Here is a 17,017-nt window from a genome sequence, read left to right as displayed (position 1 = left end):
GCACTTCAGAACCACAAAACTCGCGGTCGCCGGGATGTCACTCTGACGACGTTTCCGCAGGTGGGGGCCGTTTATGAACGTAACATTCGCGTTTGCCAAAGGCGGTTTTGGCTGCACAAACTGGGTTCGACCCTCAATCGAGCCCCGACCTGGGGTTTCTTCGCCATGCCCGCAGGAGGCCGACCATGATCCATGCCCGGGGCCTGACCCGAGTGTTCAAGCTCAAGAAGAAGGAGACCGTCGAGGCCGTCCGCGGCATCGACCTCGACGTCGAACCCGGCCAGCTCGTCGCGTTCCTCGGCCCCAACGGCGCGGGCAAGTCGACTACGCTGCGCATGCTCACCACCCTCCTGCCGCCCACCTCGGGCAGCGCTACCGTGGCCGGGCACGACGTGGCCAGGGACCCGGCCGGCGTACGCTCCCGCATCGGCTACGTCGGCCAGCGCAACAGCGCGGGTGAGGACTTCCTCGCCCGCGACGAGCTGGTCACCCAGGGCCGCTGCTACGGCCTGCCCGTCAGGGAGGCGGCGGCCCGCGCCGACGAGCTCCTCGACCTGCTCGACCTGACGCCACTGGCCAAGCGCAGGCCGGGCACGCTCTCGGGCGGCCAGCGCCGCCGTCTCGACATCGCGCTCGGCCTCGTCCACCGCCCCGACCTGCTCTTCCTCGACGAGCCCTCGACCGGTCTCGACCCGAAGAGCCGCGCCGAGATCTGGCAGCACATCCTGCGGCTGCGGGAGACGTACGGGACGACGTTGTTCCTGACCACCCACTACCTGGAGGAGGCCGACAGCATGGCCGAGCGGGTGGTGATCATCGACAACGGCCGGATCATCGCGGACGGCACCTCGGAGCAGCTCAAGAACGACCTGGCCGGCGACCACATCACGCTCACCACCAGCACGGAGGAGGAGGCGCGGCGGGCCGCGGAGATGGGCGGCGGCACGGCGGCGGGCACGACCGTACGCCTGCGGGTCGCCAACGCGGCCGCCGCCCTGCCCGAGTGCCTGCGCACCCTGGACGGAACCGGCATCAAGGTCACCACGGCCGAGACCACCCGTCCCACCCTCGACGACGTGTTCCTCACTCTCACCGGGAGAAGCCTCACCGATGACGACATTCCTGCGTGACACCACCACCGTCTTCTCGCGCGAGTTCAAGCCCGCGCTGCGCAACCCTGCCGGGCTGCTGTTCGAGATGGGGCAGCCGCTGCTGTTCCTGTTCCTGTTCGGGTCGCTGCTGGACGGGGCGGTCGGCTCGTCGTGGCAGTGGTTCGTGCCGGGGATCCTGGTCATGATGTGCCTGACGGGGCCCATGTCCGCCGGTTACACGTTGCTGGTCGAGCTGATCGGCGGCTCGATGGAGCGCATGCTGGTCACGCCGCTGAACCGGACGGCGATGCTAGTGGGCAAGGCCATGAAGGCGATGATCGTCCTGCTGGTCCAGGCTGTGCTGATCATCCTGATGTCACTGCCGCTGGGATTCGAGCTGTACCCGGCGGGGGTGCTGGCCGGCCTGGCCCAGCTGGTGGTCTTCGGGGTCGGGCTGGGCGCGTTCTCGTTCGTCCTGGCCATCAAGTCGGCCCCGGGAGGCACCCTGTTCTGGATCGTCAGCCAATCGATCATGTTCCCGCTGCTGCTCCTGTCAGGGGTGCTGCTGCCACTGGAGAGCGCCCCGGCGTGGCTGCGCGCGATCGGGCAGGTCAACCCGGTGACGTACATCGTGGACGCCCAGCGATCCCTGTTCGCGGGAGACCTCGCCGACCCCTCGATCCTGTACGGCACCGCGTCCGCCTGCCTGATCGCCGCGGCCGGCCTCTACCTGGGCAACCGCGCCATGCGCCAGGGCGTGGTCTGATCAGGGACTGATCGCCAGGAACACGAACGCCGCGAACAACACCAGGTGCACCCCGCTCTGCATGAGCGTCGCCCGGCCGGGCACGACGGTGAGCGTCGAGACCACGACGGTCAGGGCCAGCAGCACCATGTGGGTGCCGCCCAGGCCGAGCAGCAGCGGCCCTTCGAGCCAGATCGACGCCACCGCGATGGCCGGGATGGTCAGCCCGATGCTGGCCATCGCCGACCCGAGCGCCAGGTTCAGGCTGATCTGGACCTGGTCGCGCCGGGCCGCGTTGAGTGCGGCGATCGTCTCGGGCAGCAGCACCAGCAGCGCGATCACCACGCCCACGAAGGCCTGGGGCAGTCCGGCCGACGACACCGCCAGCTCGATGACCGGCGACTCGACCTTGGCCAGGCCGACGACCGACACGAGCGCGACCAGCAGCAGCCCGAGGCTGGTCAGCGCAGTGCGTCCGGACGGCCTGGGCGCGTGCTCCTCCGGGTCGAGGGGTGCGCCGTCCCTGGGAACGGGGAGGAAGTAGTCGCGGTGCCGTACGGTCTGCGTCACCACGAACAACCCGTACAGCGCCAGCGAGGCCACCGCCGCGAAGGCGAGCTGGGCGGGAGAGAACGCCGGTCCTTGCGCGCTCGTCGTGAACGTGGGCAGCACCAGGCTCAGCGTGCTGAGCGTCGCCACGGTGGCGAGCGCCTTCCCCGTGCCCTCGGCGTTGAACACCGCGATCCGCCGCTTCATCGTGACGGCGAGCAGGGACACTCCTACGATGCCATTGCAGGTGATCATCACGGCCGCGAACACGGTGTCGCGGGCCAGCGACCCGGTCTGCGCGCCGCCGGTCATCATGAGGCTGACGATGAGCGCCACCTCGATCACCGTCACGGCCACCGCCAGCACCAGCGAGCCGAAGGGCTCCCCGACGCGGTGCGCGATGACCTCGGCGTGGTGCACGGCGGCCAGCACCGCCCCGGCCAGCAGAAGGGCCGCGCCGATCGCGATCGCGACCGGCAGCTCACGGCCCCAGGTGAGCCCCAGCACGAGCAGCGCCAGAGCGGGTATGAGAACGGTCCACAACCTCGCAGCGTTACGAAGCATATACAGGGCGTTCTTCCCTTCTTTTGGAGGCGGAAAATGGTTTCACCCTGATAATGCCTTGACATCACGTTTTGGCGGGAATGAAGGTGACCTCGTGGCCCATGTGATCGCGACAAAGACCGTGCCCTGGATCCCCGTGGCGCACCGCCTCGACGTCATGCTCTCCCGGACCGTTCCGCCCGCGGCGAGCACCACGTCGGCGTTCGCGTTCGTCGCGGACGGGCTCGGCAGGACCCTGATGACCTGCGTCGATCGGGAGGGGCGCGGCTGGGACATCCCGGGCGGCCACCTCGAGCCCGGCGAGAGCGCGATCGACGCGGTGGTCCGCGAGCTGCACGAGGAAACCGGCCTGCGCCTCCCGGCCGCCGCCCTGTCGATCTTCGCCTGGCAGCGTATCGAGCTCTTCGACGCCCCGCCCGCCGACTACCGTTACGCGTCGCTCACGTATATGGCCATGTTCCGCGCCGTCCTGCCGGGCCCGGGTGCCCCGACCCGCCCGCCGGCCGGCTCTGAGAGCACCCGCGCCGAGTGGCTGCCACGCGCGGACATCGAGCGCCTCTGCGGGCCCCGTACGTGGCTGACGCTGCTAGAGCGCGCGGGCTCGCTCTAGGTCTTTGCCGCGGTAGAGATGCTCGGGAATGCTGGCCAGTGTGGACGGATGGACCTGCGCGCCCAGCCCGTAGAACTTCTGGAAGCTCATGATCAGCGGCCGCCAGGCGTCGGGATCGATCCGGTCAACCGTCCCGGCCATCCTGATCTCTTCGTGCACCCACACCCGCTGGACCCGCACCTCGAACGCCAGCGTCCCGCCGTCGTCCCCCACCGGATGCACGGCCTCGACCACGGCCTCCATACTGACCGGGCACTCGGCCACCCGGGGCGGCGCCACCGTCTCGGAAGGTGTGGCGGTCAGCCCGGCCCGCTGGAACTTGTCCGGCACGTACCGATATCCCCGCTCCCACTTGCGGTCCGGAACGGGATGGGCGCCCGTGGTGAGCGCCAGCCGGTCAACGGCGGTGGCGAGCGCGTCGGAGGGCAGGTTCAGGACGCATTCCCGCGTCCTGATCAAGTTGTGAGCCGTCTTGGCCCGTGAACCCAGCCCCAGCATGCCCCGCCAGCCGAGCCAGAAGGCCGACGACATGGGGGCCAGGTTGGGGGTGCCGTCCTCGTTCATGGAAGAGAGCAACACCACGGGCGTGCCGAAGTAGAGAATGTTGGGCTCGATCCTGGCGTGCGGGTCCGCGTCGACGAAAATGCTCATGCGGATCAGTGTCGTGGCGCGTCAGGGGGGCCGCTGGCGGGTATCGGACCGCTCAACGGCGGCTCCGGACGCGGGCGCTCAGGGCCGCTTTGACCTCCGGCCACTCATCGGCGATCACGGAGAAGACGGCCGAGTCCCGCACCTTTCCTTCCTCACCCGGCGCCCACGAGGGTGACCAATTCCGCAGCACACCTTCGAACCTGGCGCCGAGGCGCTCGATCGCCCGCCGCGAGCGCGCGTTCCTGGCATCGGTCTTGAGATCGACCCGCACCACCCCGAGCGCCTCGAACGCGTGGGTGAACAGCAGCAGCTTGGCCTCGGTGTTGATCCCCGTGCCCTGCGCCGAGGCCGCCAGCCACGTCCAGCCCACTTCGATCGCCCGCAGCTCGTCCCGCCCCGGCCAACTGCGGGGATCCCAGAACCCCGTACATCCGACGGCCCTGCCGTCCGCCACCCGCACCTGCGCGAACGGTGTCAGCCCCGCGCGCTCCCACTGGTCCCGCAGGTATGCCTCGATGTCCGCGCCTCGGGGCACCAGGGTGAACGCGTAGGCGGAGCGATCCTCCTCCGCCGCCCACGCCAGATCCGCCGCATGCCGCATCGCCAGCGGCTCCAACCTGACCAGCGCTCCGCGCAGCACGGGGACATCGAGCGGCAGGCTCATCGAAACCCTCCTCATCGTTCCTGGCGTTGGCACCTTGCCGCTTCGGGCAGGTTGCCGGACCGTCACCGGGCCAGGTCCCTCAGATCCTCTGGATGACTATCGGTGCGGAGATGATGCCCGACTCCCGGGAGGGCCGTCAACGCGACGCCGTTCGGCAGCCGTCGCCCGCGGGAGTTCTGTCAGTGCCGTGTGCGATGATCCCCCGCATGGACGGAAGCTTGGTTCTGCAGACAGCAGCCGAATGCGAGAGATTCCTGCGTTCAGTAGCCGACCGGAGCTGGGCGGAAACCCCCATCCCCGGGATGGACTGGACCGCCGCACGGGCCATGGCTCACGTCAGCGACTGCCTGCTGTGGTATGCCACTGATCTTGCCGCTGGGGAGCAGGAGCTCAGCACGACGGAGATCCATGTCCGTCCTGAGTCGAAGCCGGACGACCTCATCACCACGATGACCACACACGCCACGATCCTCGCGCGGATCGTCGACGCGACTGCGCCCGGGACTCGCGGGTGGCATCCCTGGGGTCTCGCCGACGCGTCCGGCTTCGCCGCGATGGCCTGCGACGAGATGCTCGTGCACACCGCCGACGTCGGCTCTGGGGTCGGCCAGAGCTTCCTCCCTGCCGAGAAGCTCGCGGCGGCCACCGTGCGTCGCCTGTTTCCCTGGGCGCCGGCGGACACGGACCCGTGGGAGACGTTGTTGTGGGCCAACGGCCGCGCCGACCTCCCCGGTCAAGAGCGGCAGGTGGGGTGGAGATGGCACTGCGCCCCACTGAGCGAATGGAATGGCACCAACCCCATGCGCCGAGTGACTCACTAGGCACCCGTCGCTGGATCTCCAGCACCTACATGGGCGTCTGGTGGAGGAGGACGACACGCCAGCCGTCCGGGGTCCGGCGGTAGACCGTCGAGGCGTACCACGAGGACGTCTCGTCGCCGGTCGTGCTCGTCAGTTTGTACGCGACCACAGCACCGGCGTCGCCGAGCGGTTTGACTACGACGTCGTGTGCCTGGTTACGCCGGTCCGGATTTCCGCTTCCTTTGGCATACATGTCGAGAACCTGCTGCTTGGACACGATGCCGTAATTTCCCATGGCGACGAAGTCATCGGCGCAGTGTTCCGCGAAAAAGCCCTCGTCGAAGGCCGCGTCGGCGTCCAGCATGCGCTGCTCGATTTCCGCCAGCGTCTTTTCGGTGTCGCTCATGCCGTCCCACTCCTTGGTGAAGGTCGAGGTCCAGGCTGCCAGGCGTACCTGACACCTCCCGACAGGTACGGCTGACGACAGCTCTCGTTCAGCGAGGGTTTGGTGCTGAGCCGGTCCTGGCGACCGGCTCAGCACGGATCATCACCCGGCTATGAGCGGAGCGAGGGCGCGAGCGAGCCGCCCCAGGGGAGCCCGTCCGTCGGCCACAACTCGGCCTGCCGCTTGAGCGTGTTCTCGACCCTGCCGCCCACGGGGCAGCGGAAGCCGTGCGGGGGCACGGTCAGCGAGATCAGGTAGTTGTCGATCGGCACCGTGCTGCACTCGTCCTTGCCGTAGATGCGGTGGCCCCAGCCCTCGTAGGTGAGGAGCACCGCCTTGGAGCCGAGCTGGCGGCCCACGTTGGCGGACCAGATCCACGGGGTGGAGGGGTCGTGGATCGAGTTTCCCAGCAGGATCGGAGCACTGCCCGTGTAGCGCAGCGTGTGCTGCGGGTTGGTGGTGGGGTGGTTGAGGCAGACGGGCAGGTCCTCGATCGGCATCGGGTTGAACCGCATGTCGGGTGCCAGGCGACCGGAGTTTCGCATGATCTCGGCGTACTCGTCATAGTTGCGCACCTGGAGGTTGTAGTCCTCGCAGAGAATCACGGTCGGCAGCTGGGCGACTTCTCCAGTCACGGGCTGGCGGCCGGGCAGCGGCGGCATCCACGACGGCGGCTCGCCACCGTCCAGGGCGCGAAGCATCTCGCTCAGCAGCTGCCAGGCGGGCCCCTCGGTGCCCAGCACGCCGTTCCACAGGACCTGCAGCTCGGTCATCGGGCGATCCGTGACGCCCGGCCAGTAGAGCTCGCCCTTCTGCGCCTTGTCCAGCAGCCTCTTCCACAACGCCCGGACGTCCTGCCCGTGCAGGGCGCAGCTGGGCTCCTGGTCGCACCAGCCGACGAACTGGTCGAAGGCGTCCTCGACGGCGAGCGCCTCGGTGTAGAGGAACGCCTTGACGCCGAGGCTGTGGTCCATGTTGCTGTCCAGGGCCAGCGCGCGAATCCGGTTGGGGAACAGCTCGGCGTACATCTGCCCGAGCAGGGTGCCGTACGAGACCCCGTAGAAGGTCAGCTTCTCTTCGCCGAGCGCGGCGCGCAGGGCGTCCATGTCACGCGCGACGTTGACCGAGTCGACGTGGTCGTACAGGGGGCCGGTGCGGGCCCGGCAATCGGCGTGCAGCCTCTTGTTGTAGGCGGTCCACTTGTCGAAGTCGGCCTGGCTCTTCATGACGGCGTACGGCATCTCGTTGTACACCGACGCCGAGCAGATCACCGGGTTACTGCGGCCCACGCCCCGGGGATCGAAACCGACGATGTCGAACCGCTTCTGGATCTCCTCGGTGAAGAATCCGGGGGAGCTGTAGGCGAACTCCACACCCGATCCGCCCGGGCCACCCGCGCCGAGCACCAGAGACCCGATCCTGGCGGCGGGATCGGTGGCCTTGCGCCGGGCGACGGCCAGGTCGACGGTGGGTCCGTCCGGCTTGGACCAGTCGATCGGGACGGTCAGTGTGCCGCACTCGGCGGCGGGCTCCTCTTCGCAGGGCTGCCATGCGATGCCGCCACTCCCGCTGACCGCCGAGACACCGTTCTCAGCGGCCGCCGCGGCCGGCAAGACGGGTAACAGCACCGCCATCGCCATGAAAGCGGTGGCGAGCAGGGAAGATCTTCTTCGCACGTTGCTCCAATCGTTTGGTCGGTCAGCCGGTCCGCTCACGCGGCACACGGCCGATCTTCGATCATTCCCGGTCGGCGCCGCGCGCGGAGAAGAAATGGAAATTTCCGGACTCGCGCCAGCGGTTGGTGATCGGGAGGCGGCGGTCCTTGCCGAAGACCTTTGGTGAGATCTTCGTGCCGGGCGGGTATTGCCGCCGCTTGTACTCCGCCGTGTCCACCATCCGCAGGACCCGCGTCACCAGTTCCGCGTCGTAGCCCGCCGCCACGATCGCCTCGCGCCCCTGCTCGCAGTCGATGTAGAGCGACAGGATCTGGTCCAGGACGGCGTAGTCGGGCAGGGAGTCGGTGTCGACCTGGCCCGGCCGCAGCTCGGCGCTGGGCGGCTTGCTGAGGGAGTTGCGCGGGATCGGCGGGGTCTGGCCGCGCTCCAGCGCGGCGCGGTTACGCCACCGGGCCAGGGCGAAGACGGACGTCTTGTAGACGTCCTTGATCGGCGCGTAGGCGCCCACCGAGTCGCCGTACAGGGTGGAGTAGCCCACCGCCAGTTCGCTCTTGTTGCCGGGCGCGAGCACGATGTGCCCCTCCTGGTTGGACAGGGTCATGAGCACCGTCCCGCGCAGCCGTGACTGCAGGTTCTCCTCGGCGAGACCGGTCAGCCCCAACGCCCCCATGGAGGCGTCGAACATCGGCACGATCGGTACGGTCCGGAAGTTCAGCCCGGTGAGCCGGGCCAGCTCCGCCGCGTCGGCGACGGAGTGCTCCGAGGAGTATCGGGACGGCATGGCCACCCCGTGAACGTTGGCCGCCCCTACGGCGTCGCAGGCGATGGCGGCGACCAGGGCCGAGTCGATGCCGCCTGACAGCCCGATCAGCACGCTGCGGAAGCCGTTCTTGGCGACGTACGCTCGCAGGCCCACGACCAGCGCGGTGTAGATCTCCTCCTCGTCCTCGAGGCGTGCGGCCTGCCCGCCGGGCGCCTGGACCTCGTACGGCGGTAGCGGCTCGGCCGAGATCGTACGGTGCTCTACCACCAGCCCGTCAGCGACCGCACCGCTCGGCGGTTCCTCGGCGGCGGCCGGGAGCTCCAGATCGACCAACATGCAGCCCTCCTCGAACTGCCGCGCCCGGCTGATGACCTCGCCCTGAGCCGACACCACGATGGAGTCGCCGTCGAAGACCAGTTCGTCCTGGCCGCCCGTCATCGTCAAGTAGGCCAGCGTGCAACCAGCCTCCTGGGCGCGCTTGCGGACCACGTCCAGGCGGTCGTCGTGCTTGCTGAGCTCGTACGGCGAACCGTTGATGGACAGCAGCAGACCAGCCCCGGCGGCCCGGGCGGCGGGAGCCCTGCCGCCCTCCTGCCACAGGTCCTCGCAGATCGCGAGCGCGACATCGACGCCGTGCACCCGCACCACGGGAAGCGTGTTTCCCGGCACGAAGTAGCGGACCTCGTCGAAGACGCCATAGTTCTGCAGACGGTGCTTCGCGAACCGCAGAACGACGTCCCCCCCGTGAAGAACAGCGGCGACGTTCTGCGGCGCGCCGGCAGGCTGCCCGGGCCGCGCCTCGCCACGGTCGACGTAGCCGACGACCACCGGCAGTTCCCCGCACCCCTCGGAGACCAGTCGCGCCGCGAGCCCGTCCAGCGCGGCGCGGGTGGCGTCCACGAAGGAGGACCGGAGCGCGAGGTCCTCCAGGGGAAATCCGGTCAACGCCATCTCGGGGAACGCCACCAGGTGAGCTCCCTGCTCAGCCGCATGCCGGGTCCAGCGCACGATCGACTCGGCGTTCCCGGAGAGGTCGCCGACGGTCGAGTCGATCTGATTCAGGGCGAGACGAAGTTGGGGCACCGGCCAACTGTAATCATCACGACTACGGCAGCCTTCCGTCGGCCTCCCGGGCTGTCAGAGGCCGAGGAGTGCGATCACTCCCGCGCCCAGCGGGCCCAGCCACTGGGCGATCCGGCCCAGGGCGTCGACCAATGAGGTGCCTGCGTCGGCGAGCGCTCCGGCGCGCTCCAGTCCCGAAGTGAGCGCCTGGAGGTGGTCGGCCGCCTGCTCCCTGTCGGGCGTCTCCGCTCGCACCGCGTCCTCGACCACGGACAGTTCGCGCTCGGCGTTCTGGCGTTCGGTCGCGGTCAGCCTCAGCTCGCCAAGAGCGTTCCTGATGACCTCCAGGTCGGCGTGGAGACCCTGGTTCATGATCTGGTTCCCTGCGACGCCGTGGAGGTCTCTCCCGGCGACCTGATGATGCCCGCCCACGTATTGCGTGCCGCTCCCCGCGTTCACCGGCCCGGTGACATTACCGAAACGGAAGGTCTCCCCCATTACCGCCACCTCTCCCTAACGCCGCGGCCCACGCCGCCGCCGATTGCGCTCCTGCGCGCGCTTACGCGCAGCCTTGGACATGGACGAGCCGATCCCCGCGAGCACCCCACCGGCCACGAAAAGACCGAAACCCGTGGGCGCCATGGGAATCCCGGGCACCAATTCCTTTTCGAACGGATTCGAGAAATCGTTGGTGGTCACGAATCCGAAGATGAAGGACCCCCAGATGCCGAAGCCCGCCAGAGCGATCATCATGCCGAGGATCAGGAGGACGCGCCCGAACCCTCTCCCCTGAAATACCTCGTCGATAGGCTCATAATCGGCATTCACCTGAATGTCGTAATTGTCGCCATAGATGTCTCTGCCGGCCGACTGGTGATACCCGCCGACGTACTGAACACCACTCCCCGCGTTCACCGGCCCGCGTACGTCCCCGAACCCGTAACTCGCCGGCGGAGCCGCCGCGGCACCCTGCACGAACCGCAGCTCCGCGTACCCTATCCGCAGCCGGTCCCCGTCACGCAGCACCTGACCACTGACGATCTTATGGCCGTTGACCCACGTCCCGTTCGTCGACCCGAGATCGTTGATGACCACCTGGTCCCCGGTCCGATCGAGCGACGCGTGCCGCCTGCTGACCCCGTCCACCTCTAACCGGATCCCCGACCCGTGCATGCCGCCGATCTCGGTGTGCCCGCCGGGAATATCGAACCTGACCCCCGCCATCCCCCTGCTGACGACAAGCAGCTGCGGCTGAGAGTCCGAATATCCACCCATACGCACCACCCCTTGATGCCGGCAGAGTAATATCTTGCATCCTCTCCGTGAATGACGAACAGCGCCTTAACATAAATGATCAGCTCGATCTGATTACATTTCGGCATGGAATGCAGAATCCCCATATAAGTCAGGTCCGATATTTCCGCAGTTTCCTATCCGGCACGGTCGCAAAAGTCCCGAAGCCGGGGTGCGGGATGGTCATGCGATGCCCTCGCGTCTCGGGGCGCGGCCGTCCGCTCCCACGATGGGGGTGCGGAGTGTGCCCAGCCGGTCGATCTCGACCTCCACGACGTCGCCCGCCTGCAGCAGCCACGGTGGCGTGCGGACGTAGCCGACGCCGTCGGGGGTTCCGGTGGCGATCACGTCACCGGGGTTGAGCGTTAGGGTACGGCTGATCAAGGAAAGCACCTCGCCGACACCGAAGATCATGTCTCGCGTGTTGCCGTCCTGAACGACGGCGCCGTTGACCCTGGTCTGAATGCGGAGCCCGTCGCGCAGGTCGCCGACCGCGTCGGCGGTGACGATCGGCCCTATGGGGCCGCTGCGATCGCCGTTCTTGCCCAGCGTCCACTGGGTGGTGAGCTTCTGGGCGCGGCGGGCGGTCAGGTCGTTGAAGGTGGAGTAGCCGAGCACGGCGGCGAGCGCGGTGCCAGGGTCCACATCGCACAGCGGCTCGGCGACGTACGCGGCGACCTCGCCCTCCCAGTCCAAACCGGGCTCCCCGGCCGGGACCGGCGCGGGCACGTCATCCACGCTGAGCGACGCCGTCCACCGGCCGAACAACGTCGGGTAGCCGGGCACCTCGAACGAGCCCTCCGCAGCGTGGGCGCGGTAGTTGAGCCCGACGCAGATCACCCGCGCCGACGGTGGCACCGGCGGTGCGAAACGCACCGACGCGACCGGCACGGCGTCGCCGGTGAGCCGGGCGGCCTTGGCCGTCCAGCCGCGGGCGTCGGCCCAGAAGCGCGCCACGTCGGTCACGATCTGGACGGTGTCGCCGTCCAGACGCGCGATGTGCACGATGTCGTCTCCGGGGAGCCGGACTCCGGCGAGCTTCACTGCCCTTCCTTCCAGTCGAGAGGCACCAGCTTGAGATCGAACTCGATCTCCTCATACGGACCGTCCATCTCCCAGCCCTCGATGCGCTCGCGGGGGTCGCAGATCAGCTCGTCCTTGACCGCGTACGCGGCGTCGGAGCCGAGGTAGGGGTCGCCGGCCAGGAACACGTGGGTGGTCAGCGTCCGGTATCCCGGGGCGGTGACGCGGTAGTGCAGGTGAGCCGGGCGCATGGGGTGACGGCCGATGGCCTTCAGCAGCCTGCCGCCGCTGCCGTCGGTGGGGACCGGATAGCTGCTGGGCCGGATGGTGCGGAACCAGTAGCGGCCCTCGGCGTCGGTGGTGAACAGGCCGCGCAGGTTGCCGGTGTCCTGGGCGTCGTCCTGGGTGTCGTACAGGCCGGTGTCGTTGGCTTGCCACAGATCCACCACCGCGCCGGCCAGCGGGGTGCCGTCGCAGTCCAGCACCCGCCCGTGGACGACCGTGGGGACCGCCCGCTCCCGCTCGGGACCGAAGCTGATCCAGGCGCCGAGCTCACGCTCCGGCGCCGGAGAGTGGAACGGGCCCTCGACCGAGGATGGGGTCATGCTCTCGGGACCCTCGTTGTTGACATCGTCCACGGCCGAGGTCAGGCCGAGCATGTCGGACAGCAGGATGAACTCGTTGCGGACGGGGGTGCACATCTTGCCGGTCTCGATGAGGAAGTCGAGCCCCGCCAGCCACTCCTCGGGAGTGGGGCGCGCCTCCTCGACGAAGGCGTGCAGGTGCGTGACCAGGCCCCGGACGAGCTCGTTGAGCCGCGGGTCCGGTCCGTCGACCTGGCTGAGCACCTGATGCAGAAGGGCGGTCATGCGGCACCTCCGAGGTGGCTGAGCGGGAACACGGCGGTTTTCATCGCAACCCTCCTCGATGCGGGGCAAAATCGCTGGCCAGCAGGCTGATCGACGGGAATAAACACCCGGACGTTTAGGGTGTTATGTTCTCGCCGGAGCGTACCGCCCGACTGCCGGAATGGCTAGGAATCTGGTAGAACTGTTCGGGTGGTTAAGGCTGAACCTCTGACGCGCGCGGAGGCGCTGGCCGCAGACATCGAGTCGATGATCGTCGAACGCGGCCTGGGCCCCGGCGACCTGATCGGCACGATGGAGGAGTTCCGCGACCACTCCGGTTACGGGCGCGCGACCATCAGCGAAGCCGCGCGCCTGCTCAACGACCGCGGCAGCGTCGAGATCCGTCCCGGACGCGGTGGCGGCCTGTTCGTGGCCCAGCCCAACCCGATCGTGCGGCTGCGGCACACCCTGCTGACCGTGCGGAGGATGCCCACCACCGTGGCCGACGCCATCGCCGTACGCGAGGCGCTGGAGCCGCTGATCGCCACCGACGCGGCGCAGCACCGGAGCCGGCAGGACATCTCCGACCTGCGCCGGCACATGACCCATCTCAAACGCGCGACGACCAGCACCGACCGCTTCATGCGCGCCAACTGGGCCCTGCACGAGCGCATCGCCGAGATCAGCCCCAACCACCTGGCCAAAGCCGTCTACCTGAGCATGACCCGGTTCATCACCGAGATGTCAGAGCATGCCGATCCCGACGACAGCCGCAAGGAGGACTATCTCCGCCTGCGGCTGGAGGTGCACGCGGAGCTGGTGGACGCGATCATCGCGGGCGATGTCGCGCGAACCGTGGCGGCTGTCGAGCGCCACCATGCACCCTCGTGACGTTGATTCTCGTCCCCGATCAGGCCGCCCTACGCGCTGATTCGACAGCTCGCCACCGTCTCCGCCTCCAGCGGCGGCAGCTGCTGCGGCTGAACCCAGCCCAGGCGGGCCGCTGTTCGCGGTAGCCGCGTTCGCTCTGGTCGTCTACCGGCGGCTATCATTTAGACAACTGTCGAAGCAGGAGGTGCCGTCGTGACCGCCACCGCAGGAGCGTGCTGCTCCCCGATCGCACGCGAGCCGCTGTCGGAGACCGACGCCGCCGAGCTGGCCGCGCTCCTGAAGGCTGTCGCCGATCCCGTACGGCTCCGCCTGCTGTCCATGATCGGCTCCCACCCGGGCGGGGAGGCGTGCGTCTGCGACCTGACCGACGCCTTCGACCTCACCGCCCCCACCATCAGCCACCACCTGAAAGTCCTGCGTACAGCCGGGCTGATCGGCAGTGAGCGCCGCGGCACCTGGGTCTACTACTGGATCATCCCGCGGCAGGTCGCCCGGCTCGGCGAGCTGTTCACCCCGCTCGCCGAACCCGCCGTCACCGTTTGAGGCGTCCAGGCGCTATGCCGGTCGGCCCGGCCGCCTGGTCAGGCGGTGATGGCCTGGGCGACGAGCAGGCCGGCCAGGCCGGCCCCGAGCCCGGCCACGATGCCGGCAACGATGTTGGCCAGCGCATAGAAGCGGGTGCCCTCCTGGGCCAGGCGCAACGTCTCGTAGCTGAAGGTGGAGTAGGTGGTCAGCGCGCCACAAAAGCCGGTGCCGAGAGTGGCGGACAAGGCCGGCCCGGCGGGCATGCCCACCAGCAGTCCCAGCACGAACGAGCCCGCCAGGTTGACCGCGAGGGTGCCCCAGGGAAACACCGAGTCGTGCCGGGATTGCACCAGGCGATCAGCCAGATAGCGCAGCGGAGCCCCGATCGCGGCGCCGAGAGCCACCAGCAGCACCGTCATCGGCGTCCCCCCTGTCCGGCCGCGCGGCCCGCGTAGCGGATCACCTCAACCTCGTCGAGCATGACCAGGCCCTCGCTGATCAGCTCGTCCAACTGGGGAAGGAAGCTGCGGATCTTGTCGGCCGCGTCGACGATGACGACGGCCACCGGCAGGTCCTCCGACAGGGACAGGATGCGGGTGGTGTGGATGTGGTTAGAGGCGCCGTAGCCTTCCATGCCGCGAAACACGCTCGCGCCGGCCAGCCCGGCGGAGTGCGCGCGATGGACGATCTCGTGGTAAAGCGGCTTGTGGTGCCAGGTGTCGGTGTCGCCCACGAAGACGGTCAGCCGCAGTGCGGGTCCATGGAGTTTCACCGCTGCCTCCTTTGTTCGCGCCGACGCCGAGCGATCGCCAAGACTTGAGCAGTCATCGCCGTGCCCGCCCAGACCGCCAGCAGGGCGGCCACCAGCGTGGCGAGCAGGTAGGCCAGGGCCACCCCGGGTGCACCGGCGCGCATCGCCTGATGGATGTCGATGATGTAGGTGGAGAAGGTGGTGTAACCGCCCAGGACGCCCACCCCCCAGAACGGGCGCAGCAGCCGCCCTGTCCGCATCTCATTGACCAGCACCATCAGGACGCCGATCAGCAGGCAGCCCGACACGTTGATCAGGAACGTCGACCATGGGAATCCCGTTGGAGCGTGCGGCAGCGCAAGGGAGACGCCGTAGCGCGCCAGCGCACCCAGCACACCGCCGGCGGAGATGGCCGCCAGCACCGGCCACGCGCTGGGCCGGATCTCGGCTCGCACGGCCACATCGGCATCAATGGGGGCAACAGGCTCTTGCATACGACCTCCCTACCAGAATGACAGGCATCACCCCTGGTAGGGACCGTTGGCGGCACACTGACCGCGGTTTCCCCGGTTGATCCGGGGGCGGCGGGCCCCACCGCCGCGAACCTTGCCTTCACTGTACCGGTGTTGTCGCGGCAGCACGGAGCGCCTTCCAGAGGGCACTGCCGACGAACCTGTAGATGTGGTCACCCCTTGGCGGGAACGCTCAGTTCATCGAGAAGGGCGCGGACGCGGCGTTCGATCTCGTCGCGGATCGGGCGTACGTCCTCGACACTCTGACCCGCAGGATCGTCCAGCGCCCAGTCCAGGTAGCGCTTACCGGGGAAGATCGGACAGGCGTCGCCACAGCCCATGGTGACCACCACATCAGCAGCCCGGACGATCTCCTCAGTCCACGGCTTGGGGAACTCCTTCGAGATGTCGATGCCCCGCTCCGCCATGGACGCGACCGCGGCCGGGTTGATCTCGGTGGCGAACTCGGACCCTCCCGACCAGGCCAGCGCGTCGTCTCCGGCCAGGTGCTGGAAGAACCCCATGGCCATCTGGGAACGACCGGCATTGTGCACGCACAAGAACAGCACGACCGGCCGACCGTCATGGTGACCCTCGACGCGGGCCAGGGCGTGCAGGCGCTGGCGGGCGAACCGCTCGGCCAGCAGCGGCAGGAAGTTGGCGATGGTGCTGTGCACGGCGAACTGGTCGTAGCTGGTGTGCAGGAAGCGTTCAATGGTCTCGGTGCCGACAACGCCGGTGAACTCATCGCGCAGGCGGCGGGCGGCGGTGGCCAGCGCGAGCCGCTGGTCCACGGACAGGTCATCGCGATGATAGGTCTGGGCCATGATCACTCACTTCTTCCGGGGGTGGACGGCCGGGGCCAGCCGGTCGATCCGACCGGCGATATCGGTGTAGGCGTGCTCGAAGGCGGTGCCGGTGCCTGCCGGCACCGGGTCTGGGATCGACCAGTGCAGCCGGTCGTCGCCGCCGAGCCGATCGCCCAGGTTTTCGTGGGCGTTGTCGCAGACCGCCACGACCAGATCGTCCGGGCGTAGCACGTCCTCGAGGTGACGGGGGCGGGCGGAGGCGAGCGACAGTCCGTGCCGCTGGGCGATGGCCACCGCGTGGTGATGCACGCGCGCCGCCGGGCTGGTGCCGGCCGAGACGGCGGGCACGCTGCCCGTACGCGCCCACAACGCCGCGGCGAGCTGGGAACGCGCCGAGTTGTGGGTGCAGACGAACACCACCCGGGGCGCATGCCGCAGCGGGGCCGGCAGCAGCCCGGCCAGCGCGCCGGGCACCAGTTGCAGGTAGCTGCGTCGCCGGTCGCCCTCCGACTGGCGCCGCCGGATCAGCCCCGCCTGATCGAGGATCTTCAGGTGGTGGGCGAGCAGGTTCGTGGGCAACCCCAGCCTCTGACCGATCTCTCCGGGCGACGCGTCACCCAGGGCAAGGTGGTCGACGATCGCCAAACGGGCGGGCTCGCCGAGCGCCGCGTGCACACGCGCCCGGGCCACCAGCGACCGATTCTCCTCAATGTCCATTGACTCAATAATCATTGAGCCAATCTAT

At 68.6% G+C, this 17,017-nt stretch carries 21 protein-coding genes and 1 riboswitch; of the genes, 6 read left to right on the top strand and 15 right to left on the bottom strand.

Translation table 11 applies throughout. The annotated features are described in order from the left end of the window. Positions 1 to 185: 185 nt before the first annotated feature. Together Q9G87_RS03365 and Q9G87_RS03360 are read left to right on the top strand one after the other, a co-directional pair. Positions 186 to 1,130 (top strand): ATP-binding cassette domain-containing protein, encoded by a 945-nt coding sequence (locus Q9G87_RS03365; protein WP_305914659.1) that lies wholly within the window; start codon positions 186 to 188, stop codon positions 1,128 to 1,130. Continuing rightward, positions 1,111 to 1,857, top strand: coding sequence for an ABC transporter permease (locus Q9G87_RS03360; RefSeq protein ID WP_305914658.1), 747 nt, complete (start codon positions 1,111 to 1,113; stop codon positions 1,855 to 1,857). The genes Q9G87_RS03365 and Q9G87_RS03360 overlap by 20 nt, the downstream gene beginning before the upstream one ends. Here Q9G87_RS03360 and Q9G87_RS03355 read toward each other — a convergent pair whose 3' ends face one another. Beyond that, positions 1,858 to 2,928 (bottom strand): calcium:proton antiporter, encoded by a 1,071-nt coding sequence (locus tag Q9G87_RS03355; protein WP_305914657.1) that lies wholly within the window; start codon positions 2,926 to 2,928, stop codon positions 1,858 to 1,860. A 115-nt stretch (positions 2,929 to 3,043) separates the two neighbouring features. On the opposite strand from Q9G87_RS03355, the gene Q9G87_RS03350 reads away from it, so the two are divergent. Then, on the top strand, positions 3,044 to 3,559 hold the full coding sequence (locus Q9G87_RS03350; RefSeq protein WP_305914656.1) for an NUDIX domain-containing protein: 516 nt from the start codon (positions 3,044 to 3,046) through the stop codon (positions 3,557 to 3,559). Here the strand turns inward: Q9G87_RS03350 and Q9G87_RS03345 are convergent. Then, positions 3,536 to 4,210: a flavin reductase family protein gene (locus tag Q9G87_RS03345; RefSeq protein WP_305914655.1), complete on the bottom strand. Its 675-nt coding sequence runs from the start codon at positions 4,208 to 4,210 to the stop codon at positions 3,536 to 3,538. The two genes, Q9G87_RS03350 and Q9G87_RS03345, sit on opposite strands and share 24 nt — an antisense overlap. Positions 4,211 to 4,262: 52 nt before the next feature. Continuing rightward, complete coding sequence (locus Q9G87_RS03340) at positions 4,263 to 4,874, bottom strand: GNAT family N-acetyltransferase (RefSeq protein ID WP_305914654.1); 612 nt, start codon at positions 4,872 to 4,874, stop codon at positions 4,263 to 4,265. A gap of 8 nt (positions 4,875 to 4,882) precedes the next feature. Continuing rightward, positions 4,883 to 4,973, bottom strand: a riboswitch (SAM riboswitch). A 203-nt stretch (positions 4,974 to 5,176) separates the two neighbouring features. On the opposite strand from Q9G87_RS03340, the gene Q9G87_RS03335 reads away from it, so the two are divergent. After that, positions 5,177 to 5,695, top strand: a complete 519-nt coding sequence (locus tag Q9G87_RS03335; RefSeq protein ID WP_305914653.1) for a hypothetical protein — start codon at positions 5,177 to 5,179, stop codon at positions 5,693 to 5,695. Positions 5,696 to 5,720: 25 nt separating this feature from the next. On the opposite strand, the gene Q9G87_RS03330 is transcribed toward Q9G87_RS03335, so the two are convergent. From Q9G87_RS03330 to Q9G87_RS03300, 7 genes are all read right to left on the bottom strand, one after another. Further along, complete coding sequence (locus Q9G87_RS03330; RefSeq protein ID WP_305914652.1) at positions 5,721 to 6,080, bottom strand: nuclear transport factor 2 family protein; 360 nt, start codon at positions 6,078 to 6,080, stop codon at positions 5,721 to 5,723. Positions 6,081 to 6,229: 149 nt separating this feature from the next. Then, complete coding sequence (locus Q9G87_RS03325) at positions 6,230 to 7,795, bottom strand: alpha/beta fold hydrolase (RefSeq protein WP_305914651.1); 1,566 nt, start codon at positions 7,793 to 7,795, stop codon at positions 6,230 to 6,232. Between the two features lie 61 nt (positions 7,796 to 7,856). After that, positions 7,857 to 9,641: an NAD+ synthase gene (locus Q9G87_RS03320; RefSeq protein ID WP_305914650.1), complete on the bottom strand. Its 1,785-nt coding sequence runs from the start codon at positions 9,639 to 9,641 to the stop codon at positions 7,857 to 7,859. A gap of 54 nt (positions 9,642 to 9,695) precedes the next feature. Then, complete coding sequence (locus tag Q9G87_RS03315) at positions 9,696 to 10,118, bottom strand: hypothetical protein (RefSeq protein ID WP_305914649.1); 423 nt, start codon at positions 10,116 to 10,118, stop codon at positions 9,696 to 9,698. Between the two features lie 15 nt (positions 10,119 to 10,133). Then, the gene (locus tag Q9G87_RS03310; protein ID WP_305914648.1) at positions 10,134 to 10,895 is read right to left on the bottom strand and encodes an FHA domain-containing protein; all 762 of its coding nucleotides are present in this window, start codon (positions 10,893 to 10,895) and stop codon (positions 10,134 to 10,136) included. 201 nt (positions 10,896 to 11,096) lie between these two features. Continuing rightward, positions 11,097 to 11,957: a fumarylacetoacetate hydrolase family protein gene (locus Q9G87_RS03305; protein WP_305914647.1), complete on the bottom strand. Its 861-nt coding sequence runs from the start codon at positions 11,955 to 11,957 to the stop codon at positions 11,097 to 11,099. After that, positions 11,954 to 12,805, bottom strand: coding sequence for a dioxygenase family protein (locus tag Q9G87_RS03300; protein WP_305914646.1), 852 nt, complete (start codon positions 12,803 to 12,805; stop codon positions 11,954 to 11,956). Before Q9G87_RS03300 ends, Q9G87_RS03305 begins: the two co-directional genes overlap by 4 nt. 189 nt (positions 12,806 to 12,994) lie before the next feature. Between Q9G87_RS03300 and Q9G87_RS03295 the strand changes: the two genes are divergently transcribed. Beyond that, positions 12,995 to 13,675 (top strand): FadR/GntR family transcriptional regulator, encoded by a 681-nt coding sequence (locus tag Q9G87_RS03295; protein ID WP_305914645.1) that lies wholly within the window; start codon positions 12,995 to 12,997, stop codon positions 13,673 to 13,675. 192 nt (positions 13,676 to 13,867) lie between these two features. Beyond that, positions 13,868 to 14,218: an ArsR/SmtB family transcription factor gene (locus Q9G87_RS03290; protein ID WP_305914644.1), complete on the top strand. Its 351-nt coding sequence runs from the start codon at positions 13,868 to 13,870 to the stop codon at positions 14,216 to 14,218. A 38-nt stretch (positions 14,219 to 14,256) separates the two neighbouring features. On the opposite strand, the gene crcB is transcribed toward Q9G87_RS03290, so the two are convergent. The 5 genes from crcB to Q9G87_RS03265 all read right to left on the bottom strand — a co-directional run bounded on the left by crcB (position 14,257) and on the right by Q9G87_RS03265 (position 16,989). Beyond that, complete coding sequence (gene crcB, locus Q9G87_RS03285; protein WP_305914643.1) at positions 14,257 to 14,619, bottom strand: fluoride efflux transporter CrcB; 363 nt, start codon at positions 14,617 to 14,619, stop codon at positions 14,257 to 14,259. Continuing rightward, on the bottom strand, positions 14,616 to 14,972 hold the full coding sequence (locus Q9G87_RS03280; protein ID WP_305914642.1) for a DUF190 domain-containing protein: 357 nt from the start codon (positions 14,970 to 14,972) through the stop codon (positions 14,616 to 14,618). Before Q9G87_RS03280 ends, crcB begins: the two co-directional genes overlap by 4 nt. Next, positions 14,969 to 15,445, bottom strand: a complete 477-nt coding sequence (locus tag Q9G87_RS03275) for a FluC/FEX family fluoride channel (protein ID WP_305914641.1) — start codon at positions 15,443 to 15,445, stop codon at positions 14,969 to 14,971. The genes Q9G87_RS03280 and Q9G87_RS03275 overlap by 4 nt, the downstream gene beginning before the upstream one ends. 191 nt (positions 15,446 to 15,636) lie before the next feature. Further along, positions 15,637 to 16,290 (bottom strand): arsenate reductase ArsC, encoded by a 654-nt coding sequence (locus Q9G87_RS03270; protein ID WP_371825720.1) that lies wholly within the window; start codon positions 16,288 to 16,290, stop codon positions 15,637 to 15,639. A 6-nt stretch (positions 16,291 to 16,296) separates the two neighbouring features. Beyond that, positions 16,297 to 16,989, bottom strand: a complete 693-nt coding sequence (locus Q9G87_RS03265) for an arsenate reductase/protein-tyrosine-phosphatase family protein (protein WP_305914640.1) — start codon at positions 16,987 to 16,989, stop codon at positions 16,297 to 16,299. Between the last annotated feature and the right edge of the window lie 28 nt (positions 16,990 to 17,017).

Source organism: Nonomuraea turcica (genome assembly GCF_030718205.1).
Taxonomy (GTDB): domain Bacteria; phylum Actinomycetota; class Actinomycetes; order Streptosporangiales; family Streptosporangiaceae; genus Nonomuraea.
This window is presented reverse-complemented; position numbering and strand designations above follow the sequence as displayed.